Annotated in this window: 22 protein-coding genes; 15 read left to right on the forward strand and 7 right to left on the reverse strand. The window is 64.3% G+C overall.

The annotated features are described in order from the left end of the window. The first annotated feature begins 321 nt into the window (after positions 1 to 321). The 4 genes from RT460_RS05350 to RT460_RS05365 are packed head-to-tail and all read left to right on the forward strand — an operon-like array spanning position 322 to position 3,813. Complete coding sequence (locus tag RT460_RS05350; RefSeq protein WP_313317605.1) at positions 322 to 1,659, forward strand: TRZ/ATZ family hydrolase; 1,338 nt, start codon at positions 322 to 324, stop codon at positions 1,657 to 1,659. 44 nt (positions 1,660 to 1,703) lie between these two features. After that, positions 1,704 to 2,426 carry a bifunctional 2-polyprenyl-6-hydroxyphenol methylase/3-demethylubiquinol 3-O-methyltransferase UbiG gene (ubiG, locus tag RT460_RS05355; protein ID WP_313317606.1) on the forward strand — a complete coding sequence of 241 codons (723 nt, stop codon included), beginning with the start codon at positions 1,704 to 1,706 and terminating at the stop codon, positions 2,424 to 2,426. Then, entirely contained in the window at positions 2,423 to 3,112 is a 690-nt protein-coding gene (locus tag RT460_RS05360; RefSeq protein ID WP_313317607.1) for a phosphoglycolate phosphatase, read from the forward strand. Before ubiG ends, RT460_RS05360 begins: the two co-directional genes overlap by 4 nt. After that, on the forward strand, positions 3,082 to 3,813 hold the full coding sequence (locus tag RT460_RS05365) for a phytoene/squalene synthase family protein (RefSeq protein WP_313317608.1): 732 nt from the start codon (positions 3,082 to 3,084) through the stop codon (positions 3,811 to 3,813). Before RT460_RS05360 ends, RT460_RS05365 begins: the two co-directional genes overlap by 31 nt. A 341-nt stretch (positions 3,814 to 4,154) precedes the next feature. On the opposite strand, the gene RT460_RS05370 is transcribed toward RT460_RS05365, so the two are convergent. The 3 genes from RT460_RS05370 to yidD are packed head-to-tail and all read right to left on the reverse strand — an operon-like array spanning position 4,155 to position 6,626. Further along, a complete protein-coding gene (locus RT460_RS05370; RefSeq protein WP_313317609.1) occupies positions 4,155 to 5,006 on the reverse strand; it encodes a peptidoglycan DD-metalloendopeptidase family protein in 852 nt (283 codons plus the stop codon). Further along, on the reverse strand, positions 5,006 to 6,352 hold the full coding sequence (locus RT460_RS05375) for a dihydroorotase (protein WP_313317610.1): 1,347 nt from the start codon (positions 6,350 to 6,352) through the stop codon (positions 5,006 to 5,008). The genes RT460_RS05370 and RT460_RS05375 overlap by 1 nt, the downstream gene beginning before the upstream one ends. Position 6,353: 1 nt before the next feature. Further along, positions 6,354 to 6,626 (reverse strand): membrane protein insertion efficiency factor YidD, encoded by a 273-nt coding sequence (gene yidD, locus RT460_RS05380; protein ID WP_313317611.1) that lies wholly within the window; start codon positions 6,624 to 6,626, stop codon positions 6,354 to 6,356. A gap of 251 nt (positions 6,627 to 6,877) precedes the next feature. On the opposite strand from yidD, the gene dksA reads away from it, so the two are divergent. Together dksA and RT460_RS05390 are read left to right on the forward strand one after the other, a co-directional pair. After that, positions 6,878 to 8,032: an RNA polymerase-binding protein DksA gene (dksA, locus tag RT460_RS05385; protein ID WP_313317612.1), complete on the forward strand. Its 1,155-nt coding sequence runs from the start codon at positions 6,878 to 6,880 to the stop codon at positions 8,030 to 8,032. Between the two features lie 64 nt (positions 8,033 to 8,096). Further along, positions 8,097 to 8,549, forward strand: coding sequence for a nucleoside deaminase (locus RT460_RS05390; protein ID WP_313317613.1), 453 nt, complete (start codon positions 8,097 to 8,099; stop codon positions 8,547 to 8,549). 16 nt (positions 8,550 to 8,565) lie between these two features. Here the strand turns inward: RT460_RS05390 and RT460_RS05395 are convergent, their stop codons facing one another. Beyond that, positions 8,566 to 9,240 carry a TetR/AcrR family transcriptional regulator gene (locus tag RT460_RS05395; RefSeq protein WP_313317614.1) on the reverse strand — a complete coding sequence of 225 codons (675 nt, stop codon included), beginning with the start codon at positions 9,238 to 9,240 and terminating at the stop codon, positions 8,566 to 8,568. Between the two features lie 462 nt (positions 9,241 to 9,702). Between RT460_RS05395 and RT460_RS05400 the strand changes: the two genes are divergently transcribed. Both RT460_RS05400 and RT460_RS05405 read left to right on the forward strand, forming a co-directional pair. Further along, positions 9,703 to 11,091 carry a carbohydrate porin gene (locus RT460_RS05400; RefSeq protein ID WP_313317615.1) on the forward strand — a complete coding sequence of 463 codons (1,389 nt, stop codon included), beginning with the start codon at positions 9,703 to 9,705 and terminating at the stop codon, positions 11,089 to 11,091. Positions 11,092 to 11,279: 188 nt separating this feature from the next. Continuing rightward, positions 11,280 to 13,601, forward strand: a complete 2,322-nt coding sequence (locus RT460_RS05405; RefSeq protein ID WP_313317616.1) for a glycoside hydrolase family 3 C-terminal domain-containing protein — start codon at positions 11,280 to 11,282, stop codon at positions 13,599 to 13,601. 56 nt (positions 13,602 to 13,657) lie between these two features. Here the strand turns inward: RT460_RS05405 and RT460_RS05410 are convergent, their stop codons facing one another. From RT460_RS05410 to cysS, 3 genes are all read right to left on the reverse strand, one after another. After that, positions 13,658 to 14,893 carry an MFS transporter gene (locus RT460_RS05410; protein WP_313317617.1) on the reverse strand — a complete coding sequence of 412 codons (1,236 nt, stop codon included), beginning with the start codon at positions 14,891 to 14,893 and terminating at the stop codon, positions 13,658 to 13,660. Next, positions 14,890 to 15,327, reverse strand: a complete 438-nt coding sequence (locus tag RT460_RS05415) for a SufE family protein (protein WP_313317618.1) — start codon at positions 15,325 to 15,327, stop codon at positions 14,890 to 14,892. The genes RT460_RS05410 and RT460_RS05415 overlap by 4 nt, the downstream gene beginning before the upstream one ends. Positions 15,328 to 15,521: 194 nt before the next feature. Beyond that, on the reverse strand, positions 15,522 to 16,889 hold the full coding sequence (gene cysS, locus RT460_RS05420) for a cysteine--tRNA ligase (protein ID WP_313317619.1): 1,368 nt from the start codon (positions 16,887 to 16,889) through the stop codon (positions 15,522 to 15,524). 159 nt (positions 16,890 to 17,048) lie between these two features. On the opposite strand from cysS, the gene RT460_RS05425 reads away from it, so the two are divergent. From RT460_RS05425 to argC, 7 genes are all read left to right on the forward strand, one after another. Further along, complete coding sequence (locus RT460_RS05425; protein WP_313317620.1) at positions 17,049 to 17,603, forward strand: hypothetical protein; 555 nt, start codon at positions 17,049 to 17,051, stop codon at positions 17,601 to 17,603. Positions 17,604 to 17,905: 302 nt separating this feature from the next. Continuing rightward, the gene (locus tag RT460_RS05430; protein ID WP_313317621.1) at positions 17,906 to 18,916 is read left to right on the forward strand and encodes an N-acetylornithine carbamoyltransferase; all 1,011 of its coding nucleotides are present in this window, start codon (positions 17,906 to 17,908) and stop codon (positions 18,914 to 18,916) included. 148 nt (positions 18,917 to 19,064) lie between these two features. After that, positions 19,065 to 20,255 (forward strand): argininosuccinate synthase, encoded by a 1,191-nt coding sequence (locus RT460_RS05435; protein ID WP_313317622.1) that lies wholly within the window; start codon positions 19,065 to 19,067, stop codon positions 20,253 to 20,255. 160 nt (positions 20,256 to 20,415) lie between these two features. Continuing rightward, positions 20,416 to 21,513, forward strand: coding sequence for an acetylornithine deacetylase (locus tag RT460_RS05440; RefSeq protein ID WP_313317623.1), 1,098 nt, complete (start codon positions 20,416 to 20,418; stop codon positions 21,511 to 21,513). A 73-nt stretch (positions 21,514 to 21,586) separates the two neighbouring features. Continuing rightward, a complete protein-coding gene (locus RT460_RS05445; RefSeq protein WP_313317624.1) occupies positions 21,587 to 22,915 on the forward strand; it encodes an acetylglutamate kinase in 1,329 nt (442 codons plus the stop codon). Positions 22,916 to 22,917: 2 nt separating this feature from the next. Continuing rightward, the gene (locus tag RT460_RS05450; RefSeq protein ID WP_313317625.1) at positions 22,918 to 23,526 is read left to right on the forward strand and encodes a GNAT family N-acetyltransferase; all 609 of its coding nucleotides are present in this window, start codon (positions 22,918 to 22,920) and stop codon (positions 23,524 to 23,526) included. Further along, positions 23,523 to 24,476: an N-acetyl-gamma-glutamyl-phosphate reductase gene (gene argC, locus RT460_RS05455; RefSeq protein ID WP_313317626.1), complete on the forward strand. Its 954-nt coding sequence runs from the start codon at positions 23,523 to 23,525 to the stop codon at positions 24,474 to 24,476. The genes RT460_RS05450 and argC overlap by 4 nt, the downstream gene beginning before the upstream one ends. The last annotated feature ends 1 nt before the right edge of the window (position 24,477 follow it).

Genomic DNA, 24,477 nt, shown 5'->3' on the forward strand with positions numbered 1-24,477 from the left:
GTCGTCCCCGCGCAGGCGGGGATCGCTCGGGCTCTGGCAGTTGCTTCGGCCGGTCATCGCCGCGCAGGCGGGGATCGCTCGGGCTCTGGCAGTTGCTTCGGCCGGTCGTCCCCGCGCAGGCGGGGATCGCTCGAGTTCTGGCAGTTGCTCTGGCCGGTCATCCCCGCGCAGGCGGGGATCGATTCGGCTCTGGCAGTTGCTCCGGCCGGTCATCCTCGCGCAGGTAATATTGGGCTTCGGGCAACCTTTCGGAAGCCCGAAGCCTTTTTCGCATCCGGCGTTGACGGATGGATTCAGTAACAAATCTAGAGGTGAACCGGCGTGAGTGAAGTGCAACCCCAGCCCTGCGACCTGTTGATCGAAGCCGGCTACGTGGTGCCGGTAGAGCCGCATGCGGTGGTGCTTGAAGACCACGCAGTGGCGATCAGCAACGGCGTGATCGTGGCGGTGCTGCCGCGCACCGAGGCACGTGCGCGTTTTGCCGCCAAGCAAGTGGTGTCGCGCCCGGATGCGGCGCTGATCCCCGGCCTGGTCAATGCCCACACCCACAACCCGATGACGCTGTTGCGCGGCATCGCCGATGACCTGCCGCTGATGACCTGGCTGCGCGAGCACATCTGGCCGGTGGAAGCGGCGGTGATCGGCCCGGAGTTCGTCGCCGACGGCACCACCCTGGCCATCGCCGAGATGCTGCGCGGGGGTACCACCTGCGCCAACGAAAACTATTTCTTCGCCGACGTGCAGGCCGCTGTCTACAAGAAGCACGGCTTCCGCGCGCTGGTCGGCTCGGTGGTCATCGATTTCCCCAGTGCCTGGGCCAGGACCGATGACGAGTACTTCGCCCGCGCTATCGAATTGCATGATGCCTGGCGCGGCGATCCGCTGATCGGCACCGCGTTCGCGCCGCACGCACCGTATACGGTGAACGATGCCAACTTCGAGCGAGTGCGGATGCTGTCCGACCAGCTGGATATCCCGGTGCATCTGCACACGCATGAAACCGCGCAGGAAATCAGCGATTCCATCGCCTTGCACGGCCAGCGCCCGCTGGCGCGGCTGGATCGGCTGGGGCTGGTCAATGACCGCCTGATCGCGGTGCACATGACCCAGCTGACCGAGGCCGAGATCCACCTGTGCGCCGAGCGTGGCGTCAGCGTGGTGCATTGCCCGGAGTCGAACCTGAAGCTGGCCTCGGGCTTCTGCCCGGCCTGTGCGCTGGTCAAGGCTGGCGTCAACCTGGCCATCGGCACCGACGGCTGCGCCAGCAACAACGACCTGGACATGTTCAGCGAGAACCGCACCGCGGCCATCCTGGCCAAGGCCGTGGCCAATGACGCCACCGCGCTGGACGCGGCGACCACGCTGCGTGCGGCTACCCTGGGCGGGGCACGCGCGCTGGGGTTCGGTGACCGCGTCGGCTCGATCGAGGTGGGCAAGCAGGCCGATCTGGCCTGCGTGGACCTGTCCGCACTGGAAACCCAGCCGCTGCATCATGTGCTGTCGCAGCTGGTCTATGCCGCCGGCCGTCACCAGGTCAGCGATGTGTGGATTGCTGGCAAGCCCAAGCTGGTCCAGCGTCAGCTGGTCGACATGGACATTGCCGCGATCACCGCCAATGCGCGCCAGTGGCGCGACCGCATCCGTACCACCCGCGCCTGACCGCGCACCCGGCCGCCGCCCGGCGGCCGCAAGAGGAAACCGATATGAGCGCAGCTTCCACCTCCACCAATTTCGATCAGGCAGAACTGGACAAGTTCGCCGCGCTGGCCAACCGCTGGTGGGACGCGGACGGCCCGCAGAAGCCGCTGCATGCGCTGAACCCGGTGCGCCTGAAGTACGTGGCCGATCGCGCGACGCTGCGTGGCGCCAAGGTCGTGGACATCGGCTGCGGCGGCGGCCTGCTCAGCGAAGCGCTGGCCAAGGAAGGGGCGCAGGTGACGGCTATCGACCTGGCCCCGGAGCTGGTCAAGGTTGCCCGCCTGCACGGCCTGGAATCGGGCGTCACGGTCGATTACCGGGTACAGGCTGCTGAAGACCTGGCCGAGGAACAGGCAGGTAGTTTCGATGTGGTGACCTGCATGGAAATGCTGGAGCACGTGCCGGACCCGGGCGCAATCATCGCTGCCTGCCATCGTCTGCTGCGCCCGGGTGGCAAGCTGTTCCTGTCCACCATCAACCGTACCCCGGCGGCGTTTGCGGTAGCCATCGTCGGTGCCGAATACATCGCCCGCCTGCTGCCCAAGGGCACGCACCACTACCAGGAATTCATCAAGCCAGCCGAGCTGGGTGCATGGCTGCGCGAAGCGGACCTGTCCTTGCAGGATGTCAGTGGCATGGCCTATGAGCCCTGGCGCAATCGCGCCCGCCTGAGCAGCCGCACCGACATCAATTACCTGGCCTACGCGGTCAAGCCGGAACAGGCATGACCAGGCCCGCATTCCCGGCAGCGGTGCTGTTCGATCTGGACGGCACGCTGCTGGACAGTGCGCCGGACTTCGTCGCTACCGCCAATCGCATGCTGCAGGCACGCGGCATGGGCGAAGTGAGCCTGGAGCAACTGCGGCCGGCGGTGTCCAAGGGCTCGCGCGCGATGTTGGCGGTGGCTTTCCCGCAGATGGGCGATGCCGAACGGCATGCGCTGGTGCCGGAATTCCTTGAGATCTACGAAGCGCTGATCGGCCAGTACGCGCAGTTGTTCGACGGCATCGAGACCATGCTGCAGGCACTGGAGCAGGCCGGCACCACCTGGGGCATCGTCACCAACAAGCCCGAATACCTGGCGCGCCTGATCCTGCCGCAGCAGGGCTGGCAGCAGCGCTGCGCGGTGCTGATCGGCGGCGACACCCTGGCCGAACGCAAGCCGCACCCGCTGCCGCTGCAGGTGGCGGCACAACAGATCAACACCGCCGTTGCTGCCTGCGTTTACGTGGGCGATGACGAGCGCGACATCCTTGCTGCGCGCGCGGCGGGCATGCCGTCGGTGGCAGCGCTGTGGGGCTATCGTCTGGACGATGACGATCCGCAGGCCTGGCAGGCGGACAGCCTGTGCGCGGAACCTAGCGAACTCTGGCAGCCAGCCGCATGGCCAGCTACCCAACCGGCTTCGGCCTGATCGAAACAACGAGGTTTGATGTGAGCAGTGCGCTGGACAGCTTCCTGGACAAGTGGCGTGAGCGTTGGCCGGAATGGGCCTTCGTGGAGCGGTTTGTCGATGAGGCCGATCGTGGCCGCAGCGTGGCGTGGTTCGCGCTGTTGCAGGAATTCGACGACATGCTCAACGCCAGCGGCGACACCACGCCGCAGGACGCCAAGCTGGCGTGGTGGGGCGAGGAGTTGCGCAGTTGGGACGCGCAGCGCTCGCGGCATCCACTGGGGCGTGTGCTGGAACCGGTACGCGCGCCCTGGGCGCAGTTGGCCGATGCGCTGCCGGGCCTGATCGGCGCGCGTGAGCGTCCGGCAGATGCCGCGCAGGCACGCAAGGCCTTGGCGCAATACGGTGCAGCGGTGGCAGCGGTGGAAGCGGCGATGTTCAACAGCAAGCCATCGCCGGCAGCTGCTGACGCAGTGGTCACGCAGATGTTGGCCCTGCGCGTGCAGGAGCAGGCGGCAGCGTTGCCGCAGTCGTTCGCCAACGAAATGGAATGGGACAAGGCGCTGCAGGCGGCTTGGCCGTCGCGCGTGGCCGGCCCGCGCCCGCGCCGCGTCTATGCGGTACTGGCCCGTGGCCGGCAGCAGGCGCGGATTCGCGGCGGTGAGTACCAGCCGAGCCCGGCGGGGCTGCTGTGGCGTAGTTGGTGGGCTGCGCGGGGGTGAGTTCACAGCCATTGTTGGGAGTGCTCGTGTAGAGCCGAGCCATGCTCGGCTGAGGCGCTACCGGTGAAGCCCCTGCCGAGCATGGCTCGGCACTACACCAGCAGAAGCCTGCAGGCCCATTCCCTTCTCCCGTTGGCGGGACTGCAGCCCCCTTTTTGGGGGAAGGTGCCCGAAGAGCCTGCTTCGCGGCTTACGCCGCTCCTACAACGATTGTTGGAATGCCCCTGTAGAGCCGAGCCATGCTCGGCTGAGGCTCTACCGGTGACGCGCCTGCCGAGCATGGCTCGGCACTACAGGTGACGCGCCTGCCGAGCATGGCTCGGCATTACAGCGCTGCGGCTTTATTTGCCGCGTTCGAGCACCAGCAGCGGGTCGATGCGGGTGTCGAACCAGTTCATGCCCCAGTGCAAGTGCGGGCCGGTCGCGCGGCCAGTGGCGCCCACCGCGGCGATGGTCTGCCCTTGCTCGATCCTGTCACCGACCTTCACGTCGATCCGCGACAGGTGCAGGAAGTTGGAGCTGATGCCGAAGCCATGGTCCAGCACCAAGGTGCCACCGGTCAGGTACAGGTCGGGGTTGGCGAAGGTGACGATGCCTGCCGCCGGGGCCTTCACCGGGGTGCCGGTGGGTACGGCGATATCCATGCCGGAGTGACCGCTGCCAGGTTGCCCGTTGTAGACGCGGGCATTGCCGAAGCGGCCGCTGATACGGCCCTGTACCGGCCAGATGAAGGTCTGGGTGAAGTCGGTGCGGTTGTCGTCACGCTTGCGCGATTCGGTCACCAACGCCTGCTCGCGGGCAATGCGCTCGGCAATTGCCGGTGGCGGATTCACGGTCTTCGGCGGCACGCCGTTGACGCGCTCCACCGGCCAGTCGCGCGGGCTCACCGTGATCGATACGGTTTCGCTGCCGCCATCCGGGCGCTGTACCTGCACCTGCAAGGGGCCTTTCTCATCGCGACCGATGCCGAACACCACGCTGCCATAGCTGCTGACCCGCAGGTCGCGGCCGCCGTAACGGACCGTGCTGCCGGCTGGCACCTTGCCGATCACCATTGCGCCCTGCGAGGCGCTGGCCGGGAATACGACACGGTTGTCGAGCAGGTTGCCGATGCTGTCCTGGGCCTGCGCGGGCAGGGCGGGGAGCAGGGGCGTTGCCAGCAGCAGCGCGCCCATCATCAATACCGCACGCATCAGCGGTCGTAGGTCATGCGCTGGCCGGCCGGCGCACCGACCAGCTTGCTGCCATCCCATACCTGCTGGCCATTGACCCAGGTGGAGGCGATGCGCGAGCGGAAGGTAGTGCCTTCAAACGGCGACCAGCCGCACTTGGACAGCACGTCTTCGCGCTTGACCGTGAACGCTACGTCTTCGACCAGCACCAGGTCGGCGAAATAACCCTCGCGCAGGAAACCGCGTTCTTCCACGTCGAACAGCTGCGCCGGGGCATGGGCGAATTTCTGCACCACCTGTTCGCGCGTCAGCTTGCCTTCGTGCACGCGCTCCAGCGCCGCGACCAGGGCGTATTGCACCAGCGGCAGGCCGGACGGGGCCTGTGCGTAGGGCTTCTGCTTCTCTTCCCAGGTATGCGGGGCGTGGTCGGTGGCGAGCACGTCGAGCACGTCATCGGCCAGTGCGGCGGTGATCGCCTCGCGGTCGGACACTTCCTTGATCGCCGGGTTGCACTTGATCAGGTTGCCCTTGGTTGCATAGTCCGGGCGCGCGAAATGCAGGAAGTGCACGCAGGTCTCGGCGGTGATCTGCTTGCGGCTGCCATCGGCACGGATCAGCGGGCCCTTCTCGAACAGCGCCAACTCATCGGCGGTGGAGATATGCAACACGTGCAGGCGGGTGCCGTGCTTGCGCGCCAGCGACATGGCCAGGCGGGTGGACTTGATGCAGGCCTCGCGCGAGCGGATATCCGGGTGCATGTCCGGGGTTAGCGCGTCGCCGTACTTTTCCTGGAAGGCCTTCAGGTTAGCGTCGATCATCGGCGTGTCTTCGCAGTGCGTGATGATCGGCGTCGGGCATTCGCGGAAGATCGCGTCCAGGGTTTCCGGGTTGTCGACCAGCATGTTGCCGGTGGAAGCGCCCATGAAGACCTTCACGCCCGGCGCCTTCTTCGGGTCGAGTACGCGGATTGCTTCCAGGTTGTCGTTGCTGGCGCCGTGGTAGAAGCCGTAGTTGGCCCAGGCGCGGCCCTTGGCCAGCTCGTACTTGGCTTCCAGGATGGTCGAATCCAGGGTCGGCGGATTGGTGTTGGGCATGTCCATGAAACTGGTCAGGCCACCGGCAACCGCTGCCGCCGACTCGCTGGCGATGTCACCCTTGTGGGTCAGGCCCGGCTCGCGGAAGTGGACCTGGTCGTCGATCATCCCCGGCAGCAGCCAGCGCCCGGCCGCGTCCACCACCTGTTCGCCGTCGCGCGGGGTCAGGCCGCTGCCGATCTGCGCGATACGGTCGTTCTCGATGCGCAGGTCGCCGTCGAAGGTGCGGCCTTCGTTGACCATGCGGGCATTGCGGATAAGCGTGGAGGACATGTCAGTGTTTTCCTGTACAGCGGCAAGAGGGGGAATCGGCGCGCTCCGGGACCGGATCCAGTCCGCCCGGGTGGAAGGGGTGGCAGCGTCCCAGTCGGCGCAGCGTAAGCCAGCACCCCCGTAGCGGCCCGTGTATGCGGATCGCGTCCATGGAGTACTCCGAGCAACTGGGATAGAAACGACAGCGCGGCCCGAGCAGGGGGCTGATGAAGCGCTTGTAGGAGCGCAGTACGGCAATGAGGAGGCGGCCGATCACCCTTAGATGATAAGCCACTTGGCAATCGTGGAGGATTTATCGCAGGATGCAGTAAGGCCTTGGCGGGTAATTGCCGGGCCTGGCCGGGGCGGTTGCGCCCTGGTTACGTTCCGAACTGCGCGAAACGGTCCGGTGACGCCACTGGACCTTTGCTGCATGGCTGGGGCTTCCGTTCATATACGGAACCCCGGCGCGGTTGCTGCTGCTGGTCGGGTAGGCTATAAAGGCCCGCTTTCCCGGGCCCCGGGGGAAACAAGGAAGAGCGTTTCGTGGCTGCTAAAAAAACTGCAAAAAAGGCCGTCAAGGTCGCCAAGAAAACCGCCAAACCTGTAGTCAAGAAGGCGGCGTCCAAGCCGGTTGCAAGCAAGCCGGTCGCCAAGGCGGCTACGCCGGCCAAGAAGGCGGCCGCCAAGACGGCGGTTGCCAAGAAGGCTGCGGCCAAGCCGGTGGCACCTGCGAAGAAGGCAGTGGCCAAGCCGGCCCCAGCCAAGAAGGTGGCACCGAAGGCGGCTCCGGCTGCCAAGAAGGCCGCTGTCCAAAAGGCTGCTGCCAAGAAAACCACCAAGCCGGTCGCCGCTCCTGCGGTGAAGAAGGCCGCGCCCGCAGCGAAGGCTGTGGCAACGCCAACCAAGCCGGTGGCCAAGAAAGCGGCGGCAAAAACCGTCGCCCAACCCGCCAAGACTCCCGCCACCAAGCCCGTGGCCAAGTCCGTACCGAAGCCGGCCCCCAAGCCGGTGACGGCCAAGCCTGTCCCGGCTGAAGTCGCCAAGACAGCCCCAGCATCGGCTCCCAAGCCGGCTGCTGCGGCACCGTCGTCCGCGGCCAAGGCCCCGCAACCCAAGAATCCCGTGCCTGTTTCGAAATCCCACGTCAAAACCCCCGTCAAGTCCGCAGCACCTGTCGCCGTCCGTCCGGTCGGCAAGGTGGCCGTCGCCGTAACCGCCCGCTCGACCGCCCCGGCGCCGCGCAGCAAATACAAGGTGGTCGAATACAAGACCGATGAGGCCTCCGGCCGTCCGATTCTGCCGGCCGGCTACAAGCCGACCGCCGATGAGGAATACATGAGCACGCTGCAGCAGGAGTACTTCCGCCAGCGTCTGTTGAACTGGCGCGCCGACCTGGTCGAGGAATCGAAGCAGACCATCGAAAACCTGCGCGACGAAGTGCGTGACATCGGCGATGAGGCCGAACGTGCTACCCGCGAAACCGAGAATTCGCTGGAACTGCGCACCCGTGACCGTTACCGCAAGCTGATCGGCAAGATCGACAGCACGCTCAAGCGCCTGGAAGCGGGCGACTACGGTTACTGCGTGGATACCGGCGAAGAGATTGGCCTGGACCGTCTGGAAGCCCGCCTCACCGCCGAGCGCACGATCGATGCGCAGGAGCGTTGGGAGCACTTGCAGAAGCAGCAGGGCGACTGATCGTCTGGTTTGTTGTCATCCGAAAACCCCGCTGCGGCGGGGTTTTCTTTTTTGGGAGAAAGCCATGTCCGCAGAAATGCATATGCGTCGCGCGCTGGCGCTGGCCCGCGATAACATCGCCGCCGGTGGCCGTCCGTTTGGGGCCGTGTTGGTCAAGGACGATCAGGTGCTTGCCGAGGCGGCCAACAGCATCCACGCCAGCCATGACCCCACCGACCATGCCGAGATGCGCGCCATACGCCTGGCCAGTGCCGCATTGGCAAGCCCGCGCCTGGACGGCTGCGTGATCTACGCCAGCGGCCATCCCTGTCCGATGTGCCTGGCCGCCATGTATCTGAGCGGCATCGAGCAGGCCTGGTTTGCCTATGGCAACGAGGAAGGACTGGCTTACGGGCTGTCCACCGCTGCGGTGTATGAGCGTCTGGCGCAGGGACCGCAGGCAGCCGGCTCGGGCCTGCGGCAGCTGCGCCCGCAGGACGAACAGGGCCTGTACGCCGAATGGGCTGCAACGAAATAGCGCAGATGCAGGCCAATCAACAAGCAGCGATAGTGCGCTGCACGCGCTCCAGGTAACGCTGGAAGTGCCCATCAAGGTCTACTCGATCGGGGTGTCGCAGCCAGAGCAGTTGCAGGCCATCCATCATCGATACCAGCTCGACGGCAATCTGGGCAGGGTCAACGCTGGCAAGGATTTCGCCAGCCTGTTGCCCCTGCCGAATGCTGCAGGTGATCAACTCCAACATCAGCTCGGAGCGGTGATGGAACCATGACTGAGCTGGATGGTCTTGGCTCAGGCTTTCTGCATTGAGCAGGGAAAACGCCTTGATCACGCCAGGAATATCGACATTGGAGCGGTTGACCAGAAGCAGCTGTTCAAACAGTTTCGACCAGTGCAGGGGAGTGCCTGCCACGGCCTGCTCCAGTGTCAGTGTCTGCGGGTAGTCCTGCAGTCGTGGGCTGCGTTGATCACGCATGTCCAGCACCGCCAGAAGCATCTCGGTCTTGCTCGGAAAATAATGCAATAGCCCCGGCAATGTGAGCCCGACTTGCGCGGCCACTTCGCCTATCGATGCGTTGCTGTAGCCATCGCGGGCAAAGACCTGCATTGCCGCATCCAGGATTTGTTGCCGGCGTCTATCGCCCTTCGGGGAGCGCCGGTGTGCGCGTGAATTGCTGGATGAGGCCGGCGCCGGGCTGGACAAGGGCATGACTCGGAATGGCGGACTTGCAGTGTATCCGTGCTGAGTTGATTTGCTGCAGGCCACAAAACTGTGCCTGCATCACAGTTTTTGACAAACCTACTGGCAAGTAGGTTTACTGCGGCCGCGTCGGCGAATCGCAGCTCAATGCCTCATCTCAAGCGCGTCGCCGGTCTACGAATGCTCGTGAGCCAGCTCTCGGTGGCGGTTGATTTCCATCTGCCAGCGGCCTGGCAGGTCTGGCCAGCCTCCGGGATGAAGCACAAGCAGACAGACGAGCCGGCGCCGGGATGTGGAGGCGGGGCGATCACGTTTGTGGTTGCACCCACAGGGCGTGTGAACGGGCGGCGGGCACGGTATGTCGGCCGCTCTCCATCAATCTGGGAGAGAACAATGAACAAGCGTTGTAGACACAGGCGCAGCAATGCCATCCATACGATGGTTCTGGCGAGCTGCCTGGGAATTTTCGCGATGTCCGCAAATGCCGATGCCCGGGCCGACGACGAGCCTGCCGCAGCTGCCGGATCAAGCAAGGCCGGGCCGCAGGGAGAGGCTGTTGCTACTGCAACGGGCGATGTTGCCAGTGTGGATGCAACACAGCAGGTGGTGCCAAGCCTGGACCACGGCATGCGCGGGCAACCCAGTTGCCACAACTACGATGAGTTCGTCAGCCGCGGTTCCGAGGCACCGATCATCACCACCTGCGAAACCCTGTCGCCGGACCTGCTCGGCCTGCGTCCGAAGCTCTACGACAATGGCTGGATGTTCATGGGTTTCTACAGTGCCTCTGAAACCTACGATCTGCGTGGGCAGGAACGCCGCCCACAGATGTATAACGGTCAGCGCCCCAGCTACAGCGGAACCTTGGTGACGATTACCACCTACGATTTGTCGCGGCTTGGGTGGTGGGGGCAAAAATCCCAGTTGACCTTCGAAGCGAACAGTTGGCGCACAACCTACCGCGATGCAGGTCTGAACGATGATCTGGCGGTCTCCCAGCTCTCGGTGCAACAGGAGTTCGCCAAGGGCCGGGTGCGCATCCAGTACGGTTACTACGGAATGATGGGCCAGTTCGTCGGTCTGTTTCTCGGGGCAAGCACGGCATCCTCGGCGTTGGGGCCCTCCAGTATCATTCCCAACCTCGCCGGCATGGCCGGGTTCAAGCCTGTGCCGGGGTTCGACATCCGCCTGTATTCCAAGGATGGCCGCTTCTACGACCACTTCGGCGTGGCGCGCTCGCAAAGCCCGGATGGCTTCCTGGCTGACAGCAAGGCCAACCCCTCCGGACTGAAGTGGAGTGTGGAGGGCACCAAGCCGATCTACGTCAATGAGATCGGCTACCGGGTAGCCTCCAGTGCCGATACCCGAATGACCTGGATACGTCAGGGCAGCATCTACAACCGCACGCTCTACAACGATTTCAGCAAGCCAGGGCAGAAAGGCCAGAACCATGCTTACTACGTGGTTGCCGACTACCAGTTCGCCCAGCCTGACAAGGACGTGCCGTATCGCGGTTGGTACTTCAACCTGAAGGGCAACTACGCCGCTGCCGAGCACAATATTTTCAGCTCTGACTACGCTGTAACGCTCTATAGCCTGGCACCGTTTGCCAAGCGTCCGGGTGACATGGTGTCTATCGGTTATACCCGCAACGAGGTCAGCAAGGACGCGGTGAAGTACCTGCGCAGCCTGGGGATGGATCCGGTGCGCTTCAGCACCAGCGCCTCGTTGTCCTATGCCTTGCGTGCAGCGCGCGGCATCTATTGGGTCAATAGCCTGAGTTACACGCGCAACCCGGTCATTACCCAGCCGCACCCGGACGCGATGAATCTGGCCACGCAGTTGACGTTCTCGTTCTGAGCCGGATGCGGTCCTCGCGATGGCCGCGACATTTCGCAACGTAGCAGGTAAGCACCCCCGATGCGCCACAGGCGAGGCATTGGCGCCGCGGCTGTTGGGCGGGGCAAGCATGCGCCGCACAGAGCGGTGCACCTTTCACGCATGGAGCGCTGTGCGCTATCGCAGCAGCGCCAAGAGGAGTTATCCGCATGGCAATGATGCACAACACGCGAGGCCTGGCACCTGTGCTGGCTACCATCATGGTAGCGCTGGGCATGTCGGAGCAGACGCAGGCACAGGAGCTTCCCCGCCTCGGCCAGGCGCCGTTGGCACAGGTGGTGGCAGCCTTGACCCTGGACGAGAAGATCGCACTGGTTACAGGGCAAGGCATGGTCTTCCCTGGCTTGCCAGATGACATGCAGGCGCCGGCAGTCGGCGCGATCGAAGATCACGTGCCCGGCGCTGCCGGCGCAACAGTGGCGGTGCCGCGACTGGGGATTCCTTCGCTGGTAATGGCCGATGGGCCGGCAGGCGTACGTATCGAGCCTACCCGCAAGAGCGCACCGGGCAAGACCTTTTACGCCACGGCGTTCCCGATAGGAACTGCGTTGGCCAGTAGCTGGGATACCGCGTTGGTGCGCGAGGTAGGGGCTGCGATTGCCGAGGAGGCTGCAGCCTACGATATCGATGTAATGCTGACGCCTGCCTTGAACATTCACCGCTTTCCCCTGGGCGGGCGCAACTTCGAGTACTACTCGGAAGATCCGCTGGTAACCGGTGAGACGGCCGCGGCGTTGGTGCTTGGCCTGCAGGATCGTGGCGTGGGCGCCTCGGTCAAGCACTTTGCGGTGAACAACCACGAGTGGAACCGGAACACCATCAATGCGCGGGTGGATGAACGGGCGCTTCGCGAGATCTACCTCAAGGGTTTTGAGATAGCCACGGGCAAGGGACAGCCATGGACAGTGATGTCCAGCTACAACAAGCTCAATGGTACTTACACCTCGGAGAGCACCTGGTTGTTGAGCGACGTGTTGCGCGGCCAGTGGGGATATCAGGGCCTGGTGATGACCGATTGGTTCGGTGGCAACGACGCGGTGGCGCAGATGCGCGCAGGCAACGAGTTGCTGATGCCAGGTACCGGCAAGCAGCGCAAGGTGCTGGCCGCTGCGGTGGCCGATGGCAAGCTGGACGAGCGCGTGCTGGATCGCAATGTGACCCGGGTGTTGGAGCTGGTACTGCGCAGCCGAGCTTTCAAGCACGCAGCACACTCCGACGCACCTGACCTACACGGTAACGCAATGCTTTCGCGGCGGGCGGCGACCCAGGGCATGGTGTTGCTCAAGAACGATGGAGCCACCTTGCCGCTGGCCGCCGCATCACGGCTGGCGGTACTGGGGCAGGGCAGCTACCAGGTGATCACCGGTGGCACCGGCAGTGGTGATGTCAACAAGGCCTACGCGATCTCGCTTGTACAGGGCCTGCAGAATGCAGGCTTCAGCAATGCTCCGGAGTTGGGTGAGCGCTACGCGCGTTACATTGCCGAGCAGACCCCCAAGCTACCGACGTCGCTGTGGTTCCTGCCCAAGGCGCGGGTGCCGGAGCGGCCGGTGAGTGCAGCCGAGCTGGCGCAGCTCGCACAGCAGCAGGATATTGCAGTGGTAACCATCGGGCGCGTTTCGGGCGAATTCGTTGATCGCACGCCGGAGAACGACTTCCAGCTCAGTGACGCCGAACGCGCGCTGTTGATGGCCACATCCCAGGCGTTTCATGCGCTAGGCAAGAAAGTTGTTGTGGTACTCAATATCGGTGGCGTGATCGAAATGGCCAGCTGGAGGGACCTGGCCGATGCCATCGTGCTGGCCTGGCAGCCAGGCCAGGAAGCAGGTAACGCCGTGGCGGATGTGTTGTCGGGTGCGGTTAATCCGTCTGGCAAGCTGGCCGATACCTTTGCTCTCACGCTGGCCGACTACCCTGCCGCCGATGGCTTCCCCGGCAAGGTGTTGCTGGGGCCTGATCCTGCCGATAAATCCCTCTTTGGACAGATCGCACGCGAGGCCGAGGTGGAGTATCGCGACGGAATATGGGTGGGTTACCGGCATTTCGATACGCGGAAGCTGGATGTGGCGTACCCGTTTGGTTTTGGTTTGTCCTACACCAGCTTCGACTATAGCGACCTCAAGGTGGAGCGTGGATCACAAGGAGCCGTGCGGGCGAGCGTGAAGATCACCAACACAGGAAAGCTGGCCGGGCGCGAGATCGCACAGGTATATGTGTCGGCACCGCCCGCGGCACTGCACAAGCCAGAGCAGGAACTGCGGGCATTCGCGAAAACCGGGTTGTTGCAACCCGGCCAGTCGCAAGTGCTGCAGTTTCAGATCGAGGGCAAGGATCTGGCCTCGTTCAATCCCGAGCGCGGCGCATGGATAGTGGACAAGGGGCAATACAGCCTGCGAGTGGGCGCCTCGTCGCGGGACATCCGGGTGCAGCAGTCATTCGACAAGGCTGAAACCAGCGACTACGCGCCGTGAAGCGCCATATCGAATGAGGCAAGTTGCCGGGGCGGGCCGCAAGGCCGGCCCCGGCGCTAGAGATCCTGCAGGTTGTCCAACTTGCGTAGCTGCGGTGCTTTCCACGCGGTGATGGCCGCAACGCCGAGCACCGCGCAGCCGCCGATCACCACCGCCGGCACCAGGCCCAGAAGTCGCGCCATGCTGCCGCCGTAGAAGGCGCCCAGTTCGTTGGACGAGCTGATGAATATGCCGTTGATCGATGAGACGCGGCCACGCATGTCGTCGGGTGTGACCAGCTGCATGATGGTCGAGCGCACCACCACCGATACACCATCGCAGGCGCCATAGAACAACAGGATGGCGGCCGACAGCCAGAAGCTGTGCGACAGGCCGAAAGCGATCACACACAGGCCGAAGCCGGCCACCGCAAACAGCAATACCCGGCCGGCATTGCGACGCAGCGGATGCCGCGCCAGCCACAGGCCCACGCAGATCGAGCCCAGCGCCGGTGCTGCGCGCAGGATGCCCAGCCCTTCCGGGCCGTAATGCAGGATGTCCTGGATGAAGGCGGGCAGCATCGCCACCACGCCGCCCAGCAGTACCGAGAACATGTCCAATGCCATCGCGCCCAGCATGATCTGGTTGGACAGTACGAAACGGGCGCCCTCGGCGATGCTGGCGAAGATCGGCGCGCGGTTCTGCGATGGCGCCGGTTCGCTGACCTTCAACGAGGCCAGTGCCGCCAGCGCCAGTACTGCCATGAAGGCCGCCACGCCGTAGGACAGGCCTTTGCCGCCTACAGCGACCAGCACGCCGCCAAGCGCCGGGCCGAGCACCATACCGGTCTGGAAGACGACGGTGCCAAAGCCGGCGCCGCGCGCGAACTGCTCGCGCGCCAGCACGCGGGCGAACAGGGCGTTGTAGACCGGTGAGAGGAAGGCCCGCACCATGCCGGTCAGCGCTACCGCCAGATAGATAGGCCACACGCCCTTGACCGGCAGCCAGCCGGTAGCCACGGCAACCAGCATCAGGGCAGTTGCGATCAGTCCCAGACAGGCGGTCATGCCCAGTTTGCGGCGCGGCAGGTGGTCGACCAGATAGCCGGCGAACGGCGCCACGCAGAAGTAGGGCAGCACTTCGGCCAGGCCGATCAGGCCGAGCGAGAAAGGATTACGGGTGACTTCATAGATATGCCAGCCGACCGTAACCGCGACGATCTGGTAGGACAGCATGCCGGCGATGCGGTACAGCAGCAGCCGGGTGAAGCCGGGCTGGCGCAACAGTTCGGCAATGGAGCCGGTGTTGTTCACTGCTTGGCTTGGGCGGTATCGCGGATAAAGGCCAGCATGGCGGCCAGGCCGTTGCTGCGGGTCGGCGACAGGTGCTTGGCCAGGCCAATGGCCGACACGTAGTCCGGGTCAGTGGCCAGGATCTCGGCAGCCGAGCGGCCGGAGTACACGCGCAGGGCCAGGTAGATCAGGCCCGAGACAATCGCCGAATCACTGATGGCATGGAATACCAGCTTGTCGGCATCGCCTTCGGGCACGATCCAGACCATGGACTGGCAGCCGAGCAGGCGGTGCTCTTCGGTCTTCCATTCTTCCGGGAAGGCGGGCAGCTTGCGGCCGAGGTCGATCAGGTACTGGTAGCGCTCGGACCAGTCGCCGAAGAAGGAGAACTCCTCGGCAATGGCGGCCTGGGCTTCGGCGGGGGTGGGTTCGAGCGGGAAGGGGGAGTTTGTCATTGTGGGTCCTGTTCTTGGCCGGTCGCTTTGCTGGCGATGGCCTTTGAGTGGGGTGCTGGAGGGTCTCCCTCACCCCAACCCCTCTCCCGGTGGGAGAGGGGCTTAGTGCGCCGCGAACCGACGCAATATTGTGTAGCTGCAGCTTCCGCTTTAGCCCCTCTCCCCGGGAGAGGGGTTGGGGTGAGGGGGAAGCCTTACCCGCGCTTCCAGCGCACACCCTGCGGCGTGTCTTCCAGCACGATGTTCTCCGCGGCCAGCTGGTCACGGATGGCGTCAGCACGGGCGAAGTCACGCGCCTGCTTGGCGGCGATGCGCTCATCGATCAACGCCTGGATGCGAGCGTCGTCGCCAGCCTCGGCGCCGCGGCCGAACCATTCGGCCGGCGCCTGCTGCAGCAGGCCCAGGGCCAGGCCAGCGCCCAGCAGCTCACGCTTCAGGCGTTGCTTGTCCTCGGCGCTCTCGGCCTTGCGTGCCTCGCTGGCGATGCGCGCCACTTCGGCCAGCGCCAACGGCGTGTTGAGATCATCTTCCAGCGCCGCTTCGACGCTGGCCGGGATCGCGGCCTCGGCATGCACATCGGCCAGATCACGCAAGGTGCCGTACAGCCGGTCGAGGGTCCGTACCGACTGTTCGATCAACGCATCGGACCAGTCCAGCGGCTGCCGGTAGTGGGCCGACAGCAGTGCATAGCGCAGTGCTTCCGGCGGGTGCTTGCGCACCAGGTCGTGTACGCGCTCGATATTGCCGATCGACTTGCTCATCTTGGCCCCGCCGAAGTTGAGCATGCCGTTGTGCAGCCAGAAGCGGGCAAAGGTCTGTCCGCCATGGGCGCAGACACTCTGGGCGATCTCGTTCTCGTGATGCGGGAACTGCAGGTCGACGCCGCCGGCGTGGATGTCGATGGTCGGGCCCAGGTGGGCGGCGGCCATTGCCGAGCACTCGATATGCCAGCCCGGCCGGCCACGGCCCCAGGGCGAATCCCAGCCGGGCAGGTCGTCGCTGGACGGCTTCCACAGCACGAAATCGCCGGCTTCACGCTTGTAGGGAGCAACCTCGACGCGCGCACCGGCCAGCATTTCCTCCGGGTCGCGGCGCGAAAGCTTGCCGTAGTCGGCGAAACTGCTGACCGAAAACAGTACGTGGCCCTCGGCCGCATAGGCATGGTCGCTGGCAATTAGCTGCTCGACCATGGCGATGATCTGCGGGATATGCGCGGTGGCTTCGGGCTCGATATCCGGTGGCACCACGCCCAGCGCAGCCATGTCCTCGCGGTAGGCGGCGGCAAAACGGTCGGTGATGGCCGAGATCGGCACACCCTGATCCTTGGCTGCGGTATTGATCTTGTCGTCAACGTCGGTGATGTTGCGGGCGTAACGCAGATTGCCGTAGGTCCGGCGCAGCAGGTCGGCCAGTACCCCGAACACCACCGGGCCGCGGGCATTGCCGATATGTACATAGTTGTAGACCGTGGGGCCGCACACATACAGGGTGGGGGCGGCGGGGTCGAGCGGAGCAAACGGCTCCAGCTGCCGCGTCAGGTTGTTGTGCAGGCGCAGGGTCATGGCAATCCGGGGGTAAGCGAACCTGACAATTCTAGCGGTCCGGGCCGGGCGGGGCATCCCCGGGCTGGGCAATACGCGTGCGGATGGGTAATGTTCAGGCCAAGGGCAGCTGTGCTGCCTACACTATGCTCACCCAAGGTCCCTGTGCCCCTTTTGTTGATGAAACCCACTCCGTTGTTTTTTTGCCTGCTGGCCGCCGCCTCCGGGCCCGCGCTGGCGCAGGAAGCGGATCTGCGTAATCGCGTGGTGATCATCGAGAACGTGCGCTACGACTATGCGCAGGTGCTCAATGTCGAGCCTGTTTTCCAGACCTTGCGTGCTACCCGGACCGAGGAACACTGCGAACCGGTATCCACGCGTACCCTGGCACCTGTGCAGGTCAAGGGTGAGGAAGAGAAGGGCGGGTTCCGCCGCTTCTGGGATTCGGTCAAGGGCATCTTCAGTGAGCGCCAGGAAAACGGCTCGGTCGAACTGGCCCAGGAGGCCGCACCGCGCGCCAACAGTGGCAGCAGCGCGATGTTGACCCCGGACTGCAAGGTTGTAGAGGTCGGGCGCGAGTTCCGCCGTCCCATCGCCTATGACGTGGACTATGTCTACAAGGGCATCAAGTTCCGCTCGCGCCTGCCGGAAGATCCGGGCAACCGCCTCAAACTGCGGGTATCGATTACCCCTGACGTGGGTCAGGGCGTCGAGACGACCACATCGGTCCCTTGATGTTGCACCGCGACACTTGCGCAGGCCTGACCTGCGTGCGAGTATGCCCGACGATGAAAGCCAACAGCTTCCAGCACGAAACCAGCACCGCCCGGATGGCCTCCGGCATGACGTCCCGTGCCCGCCGACCGGAACCCCACATTTTCGCTGGGTAACCGGAGCTTCGTGCTGTCTGTTCGGAAAACCCAGCCCAGGCTGGGTTTTTTCGTTTCTGTTTTGGCAAAAGTTACAACCGCAATGAGCCGCGCGAATGCGCATCCGCCCACCGGCAACGGTGGCTCTCAGCACTAAAGGATCGATCGATGTCTTTGAAGCACTTTTTGAACACCCAGGATTGGAGCCGCGCCGAACTGGACGCGTTGCTCGCCCAGGCGGCGTTGTTCAAGCAGAACAAGCTGGGTGATGACCTGAAGGGCAAGTCGATCGCCCTGGTGTTCTTCAACCCGTCCATGCGTACCCGCACCAGCTTCGAGCTGGGCGCGTTCCAGTTGGGTGGGCATGCCGTGGTGCTGCAGCCGGGCAAGGATGCGTGGCCGATCGAGTTCAACCTCGGCACCGTGATGGACGGTGATACCGAAGAGCACATCGCCGAAGTGGCCAAGGTGCTGGGCCGTTACGTCGACCTGATCGGCGTGCGTGCGTTCCCGAAATTCGTGGACTGGAGCAAGGACCGCGAAGACCAGGTGCTCAAGAGCTTTGCCAAATATTCGCCGGTGCCGGTCATCAACATGGAGACCATCACCCATCCATGCCAGGAGCTGGCGCACATCATGGCGCTGCAGGAACATTTCGGCACCAGCGACCTGCGCGGCAAGAAGTACGTGCTGACCTGGACCTACCATCCCAAGCCGCTGAACACCGCCGTGGCCAACTCGGCACTGACCATTGCTACCCGCATGGGCATGGACGTGACCCTGCTGTGCCCGACCCCGGATTACATCCTGGACGAGCGCTACATGGGCTGGGCCGAGCAGAACGTGGCCGAGAGCGGTGGTTCGCTGCAGGTCAGCCATGACATCCAGAGCGCCTATGCCGGCGCCGATGTGGTCTACGCCAAGAGCTGGGGCGCACTGCCGTTCTTCGGCAACTGGGAGCCGGAAAAGCCGATCCGCGACCAGTACAAGCACTTCATCGTCGACGAAGCCAAGATGGCGCTGACCAACAACGGTGTGTTCAGCCACTGCCTGCCGCTGCGCCGCAATGTGAAGGCGACCGATGGCGTGATGGATTCGCCGCAATGTATTGCAATCAACGAGGCCGAGAATCGCCTGCATGTGCAGAAGGCGATCATGGCCGCAGTGATCGGCAAGTAATGCTTTAGCCCCTCTCCCGCCGGGAGAGGGGTTGGGGTGAGGGTAGTGCTCCTTGCTCCAGATGCATCCTCGTACACGCCTACCCCCTCCCCAACCCCTCCCCCGGAGGGAGAGGGGCTCAAAGATCAAAAGCAGAGATTCCTTCCCCATGAGCAAAGACATCGTCCTCGCCTTCTCCGGCGGCCTCGACACCAGCTTCTGCGTGCCTTACCTGCAGGAGCGCGGCTACAACGTGCACACCGTGTTCGCCGACACCGGCGGCGTGGATGCCGAAGAGCGTGAGTTCATCGAAAAGCGTGCCGCCGAGCTGGGTGTCACCAGCCACGTCACCGTCGATGGCGGCCCGGCCATCTGGTCTGGCTTCGTCAAGCCCTTCGTGTGGGCCGGTGAGGGCTACCAGGGCCAGTACCCGCTGCTGGTATCCGACCGTTACCTGATCGTCGACGCTGCGCTCAAGCGCGCTGCCGAGCTGGGCACCAACATCATCGCCCACGGCTGCACCGGCATGGGCAACGACCAGGTGCGTTTCGACCTGGCAGTGAAGGCCCAGGGCGACTACCAGATCGTCGCGCCGATCCGCGAAATCCAGAAAGAACACACCCAGACCCGCGCCTACGAGCAGAAGTACCTGGAAGCGCGCGGCTTCGGCGTGCGTGCCAAGCAGCAGGCCTACACCATCAACGAGAACCTGCTGGGCCTGACCATGTCCGGCGGCGAGATCGACAAATGGGAAGCCCCGGGCGAGGGCGCCCGCGGCTGGTGCGCACCGCGCAACGCCTGGCCGCTGGAGCCGCTGACCGTCACCTTGAAGTTTGTCGAGGGCGAGGCAGTTGCGCTGGACGGCAAGGCGCTGCCGGGTGAGCAGATCCTGGCCAAGCTCAACAAGCTGTTCGCCCAGTACGGCGTTGGCCGTGGCGTCTACACCGGTGACACCGTGATCGGCCTGAAGGGCCGCATCGTGTTCGAAGCCCCGGGCCTGGTCTCGCTGCTGGCCGCGCACCGCGCGCTGGAAGACGCCGTGCTGACCAAGCAGCAGAACCGCTTCAAGCCGGAAGTGGCGCGCAAGTGGGTGGAGCTGGTGTACGAAGGTTTCTACCACGACCCGCTGAAGGCCGACATCGAGGCCTTCCTGCAGTCCTCGCAGGCCAAGGTCACCGGTGAAGTGGTGCTGGAAACCCGTGGTGGCCGCGTTGACGCCGTGGCCGTGCGTTCGGAGCACATCCTCAACGCCAAGGGCGCAACCTATGCACAGTCGGCCGACTGGGGCGTGGAAGAAGCCGAAGGCTTCATCAAGCTGTTCGGCATGAGCTCCACGCTGTACGCGCAGGTGAATCGCTAAGCGCTGTTAGCCCCTCTCCCTTTGGGAGAGGGGTTGGGGTGAGGGTAAGGGCGCAGCCACACACCGCTTTGGTGCAGCCTTACCCTCATCCGCCCCTTCGGGGCACCTTCTCCCGCCGGGAGAAGGGAGCTTTCGTCCGCCTTCGCTACGAATTGAAACCATGACCAAGCTGCTCCAATCCACCCTCGATCACCTGGAAAAGCTGGTGTCCTACGACACCCGCAATCCGCCGCGTGCCATCACTACCGGTGGCATCTTTGATTACCTGCGCGACAACCTGCCGGGCTTCAATGTCGAGGTGATCGACCACGGCGCCGGTGCGGTCAGCTTCTACGCGGTGCGCGGCACCCCCAAATATCTGTTCAACGTGCATCTGGACACCGTGCCGGATTCCCCGCATTGGTCGGCCGATCCGCACGTGATGCGTCGCCTGGACGACCGCGTTGTCGGCCTCGGTGTCTGCGACATCAAGGGCGCCGCTGCTGCATTGGTGGCCGCCGCCAATCTGACCGATGGCGATGCTGCGTTTCTGTTCTCCAGTGACGAAGAAGCCAATGACCCGCGCTGTATCGCCGCCTTCCTGGCGCGTGGCATCGCGTACGAAGCGGTGATCGTCGCCGAGCCGACCATGAGCGAAGCGGTGCTCGCGCACCGTGGCATCAGCTCGGTGCTGATGAAGTTCCAGGGCCGCGCCGGCCATGCTTCCGGCAAGCAGGATCCTTCGGCAAGTGCGCTGCACCAGGCCATGCGTTGGGGCGGCAAGGCGCTGGACCACGTCGAGTCGCTGGCGCATGCGCGCTTTGGCGGCCTGACCGGGCTGCGCTTCAACATCGGCCGCGTCGAAGGTGGCATCAAGGCCAATATGATCGCGCCCGAAGCCGAGCTGCGGTTTGGTTTCCGGCCGCTGCCGTCGATGGATATCGATGCGCTGCTGGGCACCTTCGCCAGCTTCGCCGAGCCGCAGGCGGCGCATTTTGAAGAAACCTTCCGCGGCCCCAGCCTGCCATCCGGTGATATCGCCCGTGCCGAAGAGCGCCGTCTGGCCGCGCGCGACATCGCCGACGAACTGGGCCTGCCGATCGGCAACGCGGTGGATTTCTGGACCGAGGCGTCGCTGTTCTCGGCCGGTGGCTACACAACCATGGTGTACGGCCCCGGCGATATCGCCCAGGCCCACACCGCCGATGAGTTCGTGACGCTGGAGCAGTTGCAGCGTTACGCCGAATCGGTGTTGCAGATCCTGCAGCGCGGCGCCTGAGCCGCGCGTGGCCCGGCGGCTCGCCGCCGGCTTCTTTTTCGTGACCCCCAGGGTCGCTACGTAGATACAAGCAATGTCCCCAGCCATGCAGCCGCACCGCCAGACCCGCCAGACCATCGTCCGCCTGCTTTCGAGCATGGCCAGTGCGAAGGAAATCAGCCAGTACCTCAAGCGCTTTTCTCAGCTTGATGCCAAGCGCTTTGCCGTGGTCAAGGTCGGTGGCGCGGTGTTGCGCGACGATCTGGAAGCGCTGACCTCGTCGCTGTCCTTCCTGCAGGAAGTCGGCCTGACCCCGATCGTGCTGCACGGTGCCGGCCCGCAGCTCGATGCCGAGCTGTCCGCCGCCGGCATCGAGAAGCAGACCATCGACGGTCTGCGCGTGACCTCGCCCGAAGCCCTGGCGATCGTGCGCAAGGTGTTCCAGCAGTCCAACCTGAAACTGGTTGAAGCCCTGCAGCAGAACGGTGCACGTGCAACCTCCATCACCGGCGGCGTGTTCGAGGCCGAGTACCTGGATCTGGATACCTACGGCCTGGTCGGCGAGGTGAAGAAGGTCAATCTGGCACCGATCGAAGCCAGCCTGCGCGCCGGTTCGATACCGGTGATCACCAGCCTGGGCGAAACCCCCAGCGGGCAGATCCTCAACGTCAATGCCGATTTCGCCGCCAATGAACTGGTGCAGGAACTGCAGCCGTACAAGATCATCTTCCTGACCGGCACCGGCGGCTTGCTGGACGAAGAGGGCAAGCTGATCGACTCGATCAACCTGTCCACCGAATACGACCAGTTGATGCAGCAGCCGTGGATCCACGGTGGCATGCGGGTCAAGATCGAGCAGATCAAGGATCTGCTGGACAAGCTGCCGGAAGAATCCTCGGTGTCGATCACACGCCCGGCCGACCTGGCCAAGGAGCTGTTCACGCACAAGGGCTCGGGTACGCTGGTGCGCCGTGGCGAAAAAGTGCTGAAGGCCACGTCCTGGGATCAGCTCGACACCGGTCGCCTGAAAGCGTTGATCGAATCCAGCTTCGGCCGCACGCTGGTGCCGGATTACTTCGAGAAGACCAAGCTGCTGCGCGCCTACGTCAGTGAGAACTATCGCACTGCGGTGGTACTCACCGACGAGGCCGAAGGCGTGTACCTGGACAAGTTTGCCGTGCTCGATGACGCACAGGGCGAAGGCCTGGGCCGGGCGGTGTGGAACGTGATGCTGGAGGAAACCACGCAGCTGTTCTGGCGCTCGCGCAACGGCAACCCGGTCAATCACTTCTACTATTCCGAGTCGGACGGCTGCTACAAGCTCGACCACTGGAAGGTGTTCTGGTTCGGTGCCAACGACTTTGACAGCATCAAGGGTTACGTCGCGCATTGCGGCGAGCGCAAGCCGAGCCTGCAGGGGTGAACATGGACCTGGCCAGCGCCGGACATTGGAGCCAGGTGCCGATCCTGAAAGGTCGGCACGTTACCTTGGAACCGCTGCAGTTGGCGCATGTTTCGGCCTTGCAGCGCGCCCTGGGTGACGGCGAACTGTCGCGGTGCTGGTACACCAATGTACCGACCCCCGAGCACGCTGGGCACTATGTGGTCGCTGCGCTGGAAGCCCAGGCCCAAGGCCGCGTACTGGCCTTCGTTGTCAGGGACGCCAGTGGTGAAGTGGTCGGTAGTACGCGTTACTACGCACTTGAGGCCGACGTGCCGCGGCTGAACATCGGCTACACCTGGTACAGCCCGCGCGTGCAGCGCAGCGGCCTGAACACCGAGGCCAAGCTTTTGTTGCTGCACCATGCCTTCGAAACCCTTGGCTGCATCAGCGTCGGTTTCGAGACCAGCTGGTTCAACCACGCTTCGCGCACCGCCATTGCCCGCCTTGGTGCGAAGCAGGATGGCGTACTGCGCAGCCACAAACGTCACGCCGACGGATCGCGCCGCGACACCGTGGTGTTCTCCATCATCGACACGGAATGGCCGGCGGTGAAAGCCCACCTGCAGTTCCTTCTGGATTCGCATAAATGACTGACAAAAAATTCTCGGTAGGCATTGTTGGCGCGCGCGGTTACACCGGCGCCGAGCTGATCCGCTTGTTGGCCGCGCACCCGCGTATCGAGCTTGCGTTCGTGTCCTCGCGTGAGTTGGACGGACAGCGCGTGGCTGACCACAACGACGCCTATAACGGCGAGCTGCGCTATGAAAGCCTGGGCCCGGAGGCGGTTGCCGCCAAGGCTGTGGACGCGGTGGTGCTGGCCCTGCCCAACGGCAAGGGCGAACCCTTTGTTGCTGCCCTGGATGCCGGCAAGCCGGACACCGTGATCGTTGATCTGTCAGCCGATTATCGTTTCGACAACCGCTGGTATTACGGCCTGCCGGAACTGACCCGCGCACGCTATGCAGGGCAGGCGCGGATCAGCAACCCGGGCTGCTATGCCACGGCGATGCAGCTGGCGATCGCGCCGCTGCTGAGCCAGTTGGCAGGCCCACCGGTGTGCTTCGGCGTCTCCGGTTGGTCCGGCGCCGGTACCACGCCATCGGACAAGAACAACCAGGAACTGCTGCGCGACAACCTGATGCCGTACGCGCTGACCAACCATGTGCACGAGCGCGAGGTGTCCACCCAACTCGGCGTGCCGGTGGAATTCATGCCGCATGTGGCGCCGCATTTCCGCGGCATCACCATGACCGTCAACCTGTGGTTGCAGCAGCCACGCAGCCGCGAAGAGGTCATCGCGACCTACCAGCAGCGCTACGCCAACGAGCCCTTGATTGAAGTGGTCGATGACGCGCCGTGGGTCAGCCGCATTGCCGGCACCCATGGTGTGCAGATCGGTGGCTTCACCATGGCCCCGGGCAACAAGCGCGTGGTGGTGGTAGCCACCATCGACAACCTGCTCAAGGGCGCGGCCACGCAGGCCCTGCAGAACCTCAATCGTGCGTTGGGGCTGGACGAGCTGACCGCCATCCCGCATTGAT

The sequence above is a fragment of the Stenotrophomonas sp. genome, assembly GCF_032061965.1.
Taxonomy (GTDB): Bacteria; Pseudomonadota; Gammaproteobacteria; order Xanthomonadales; family Xanthomonadaceae; genus Stenotrophomonas.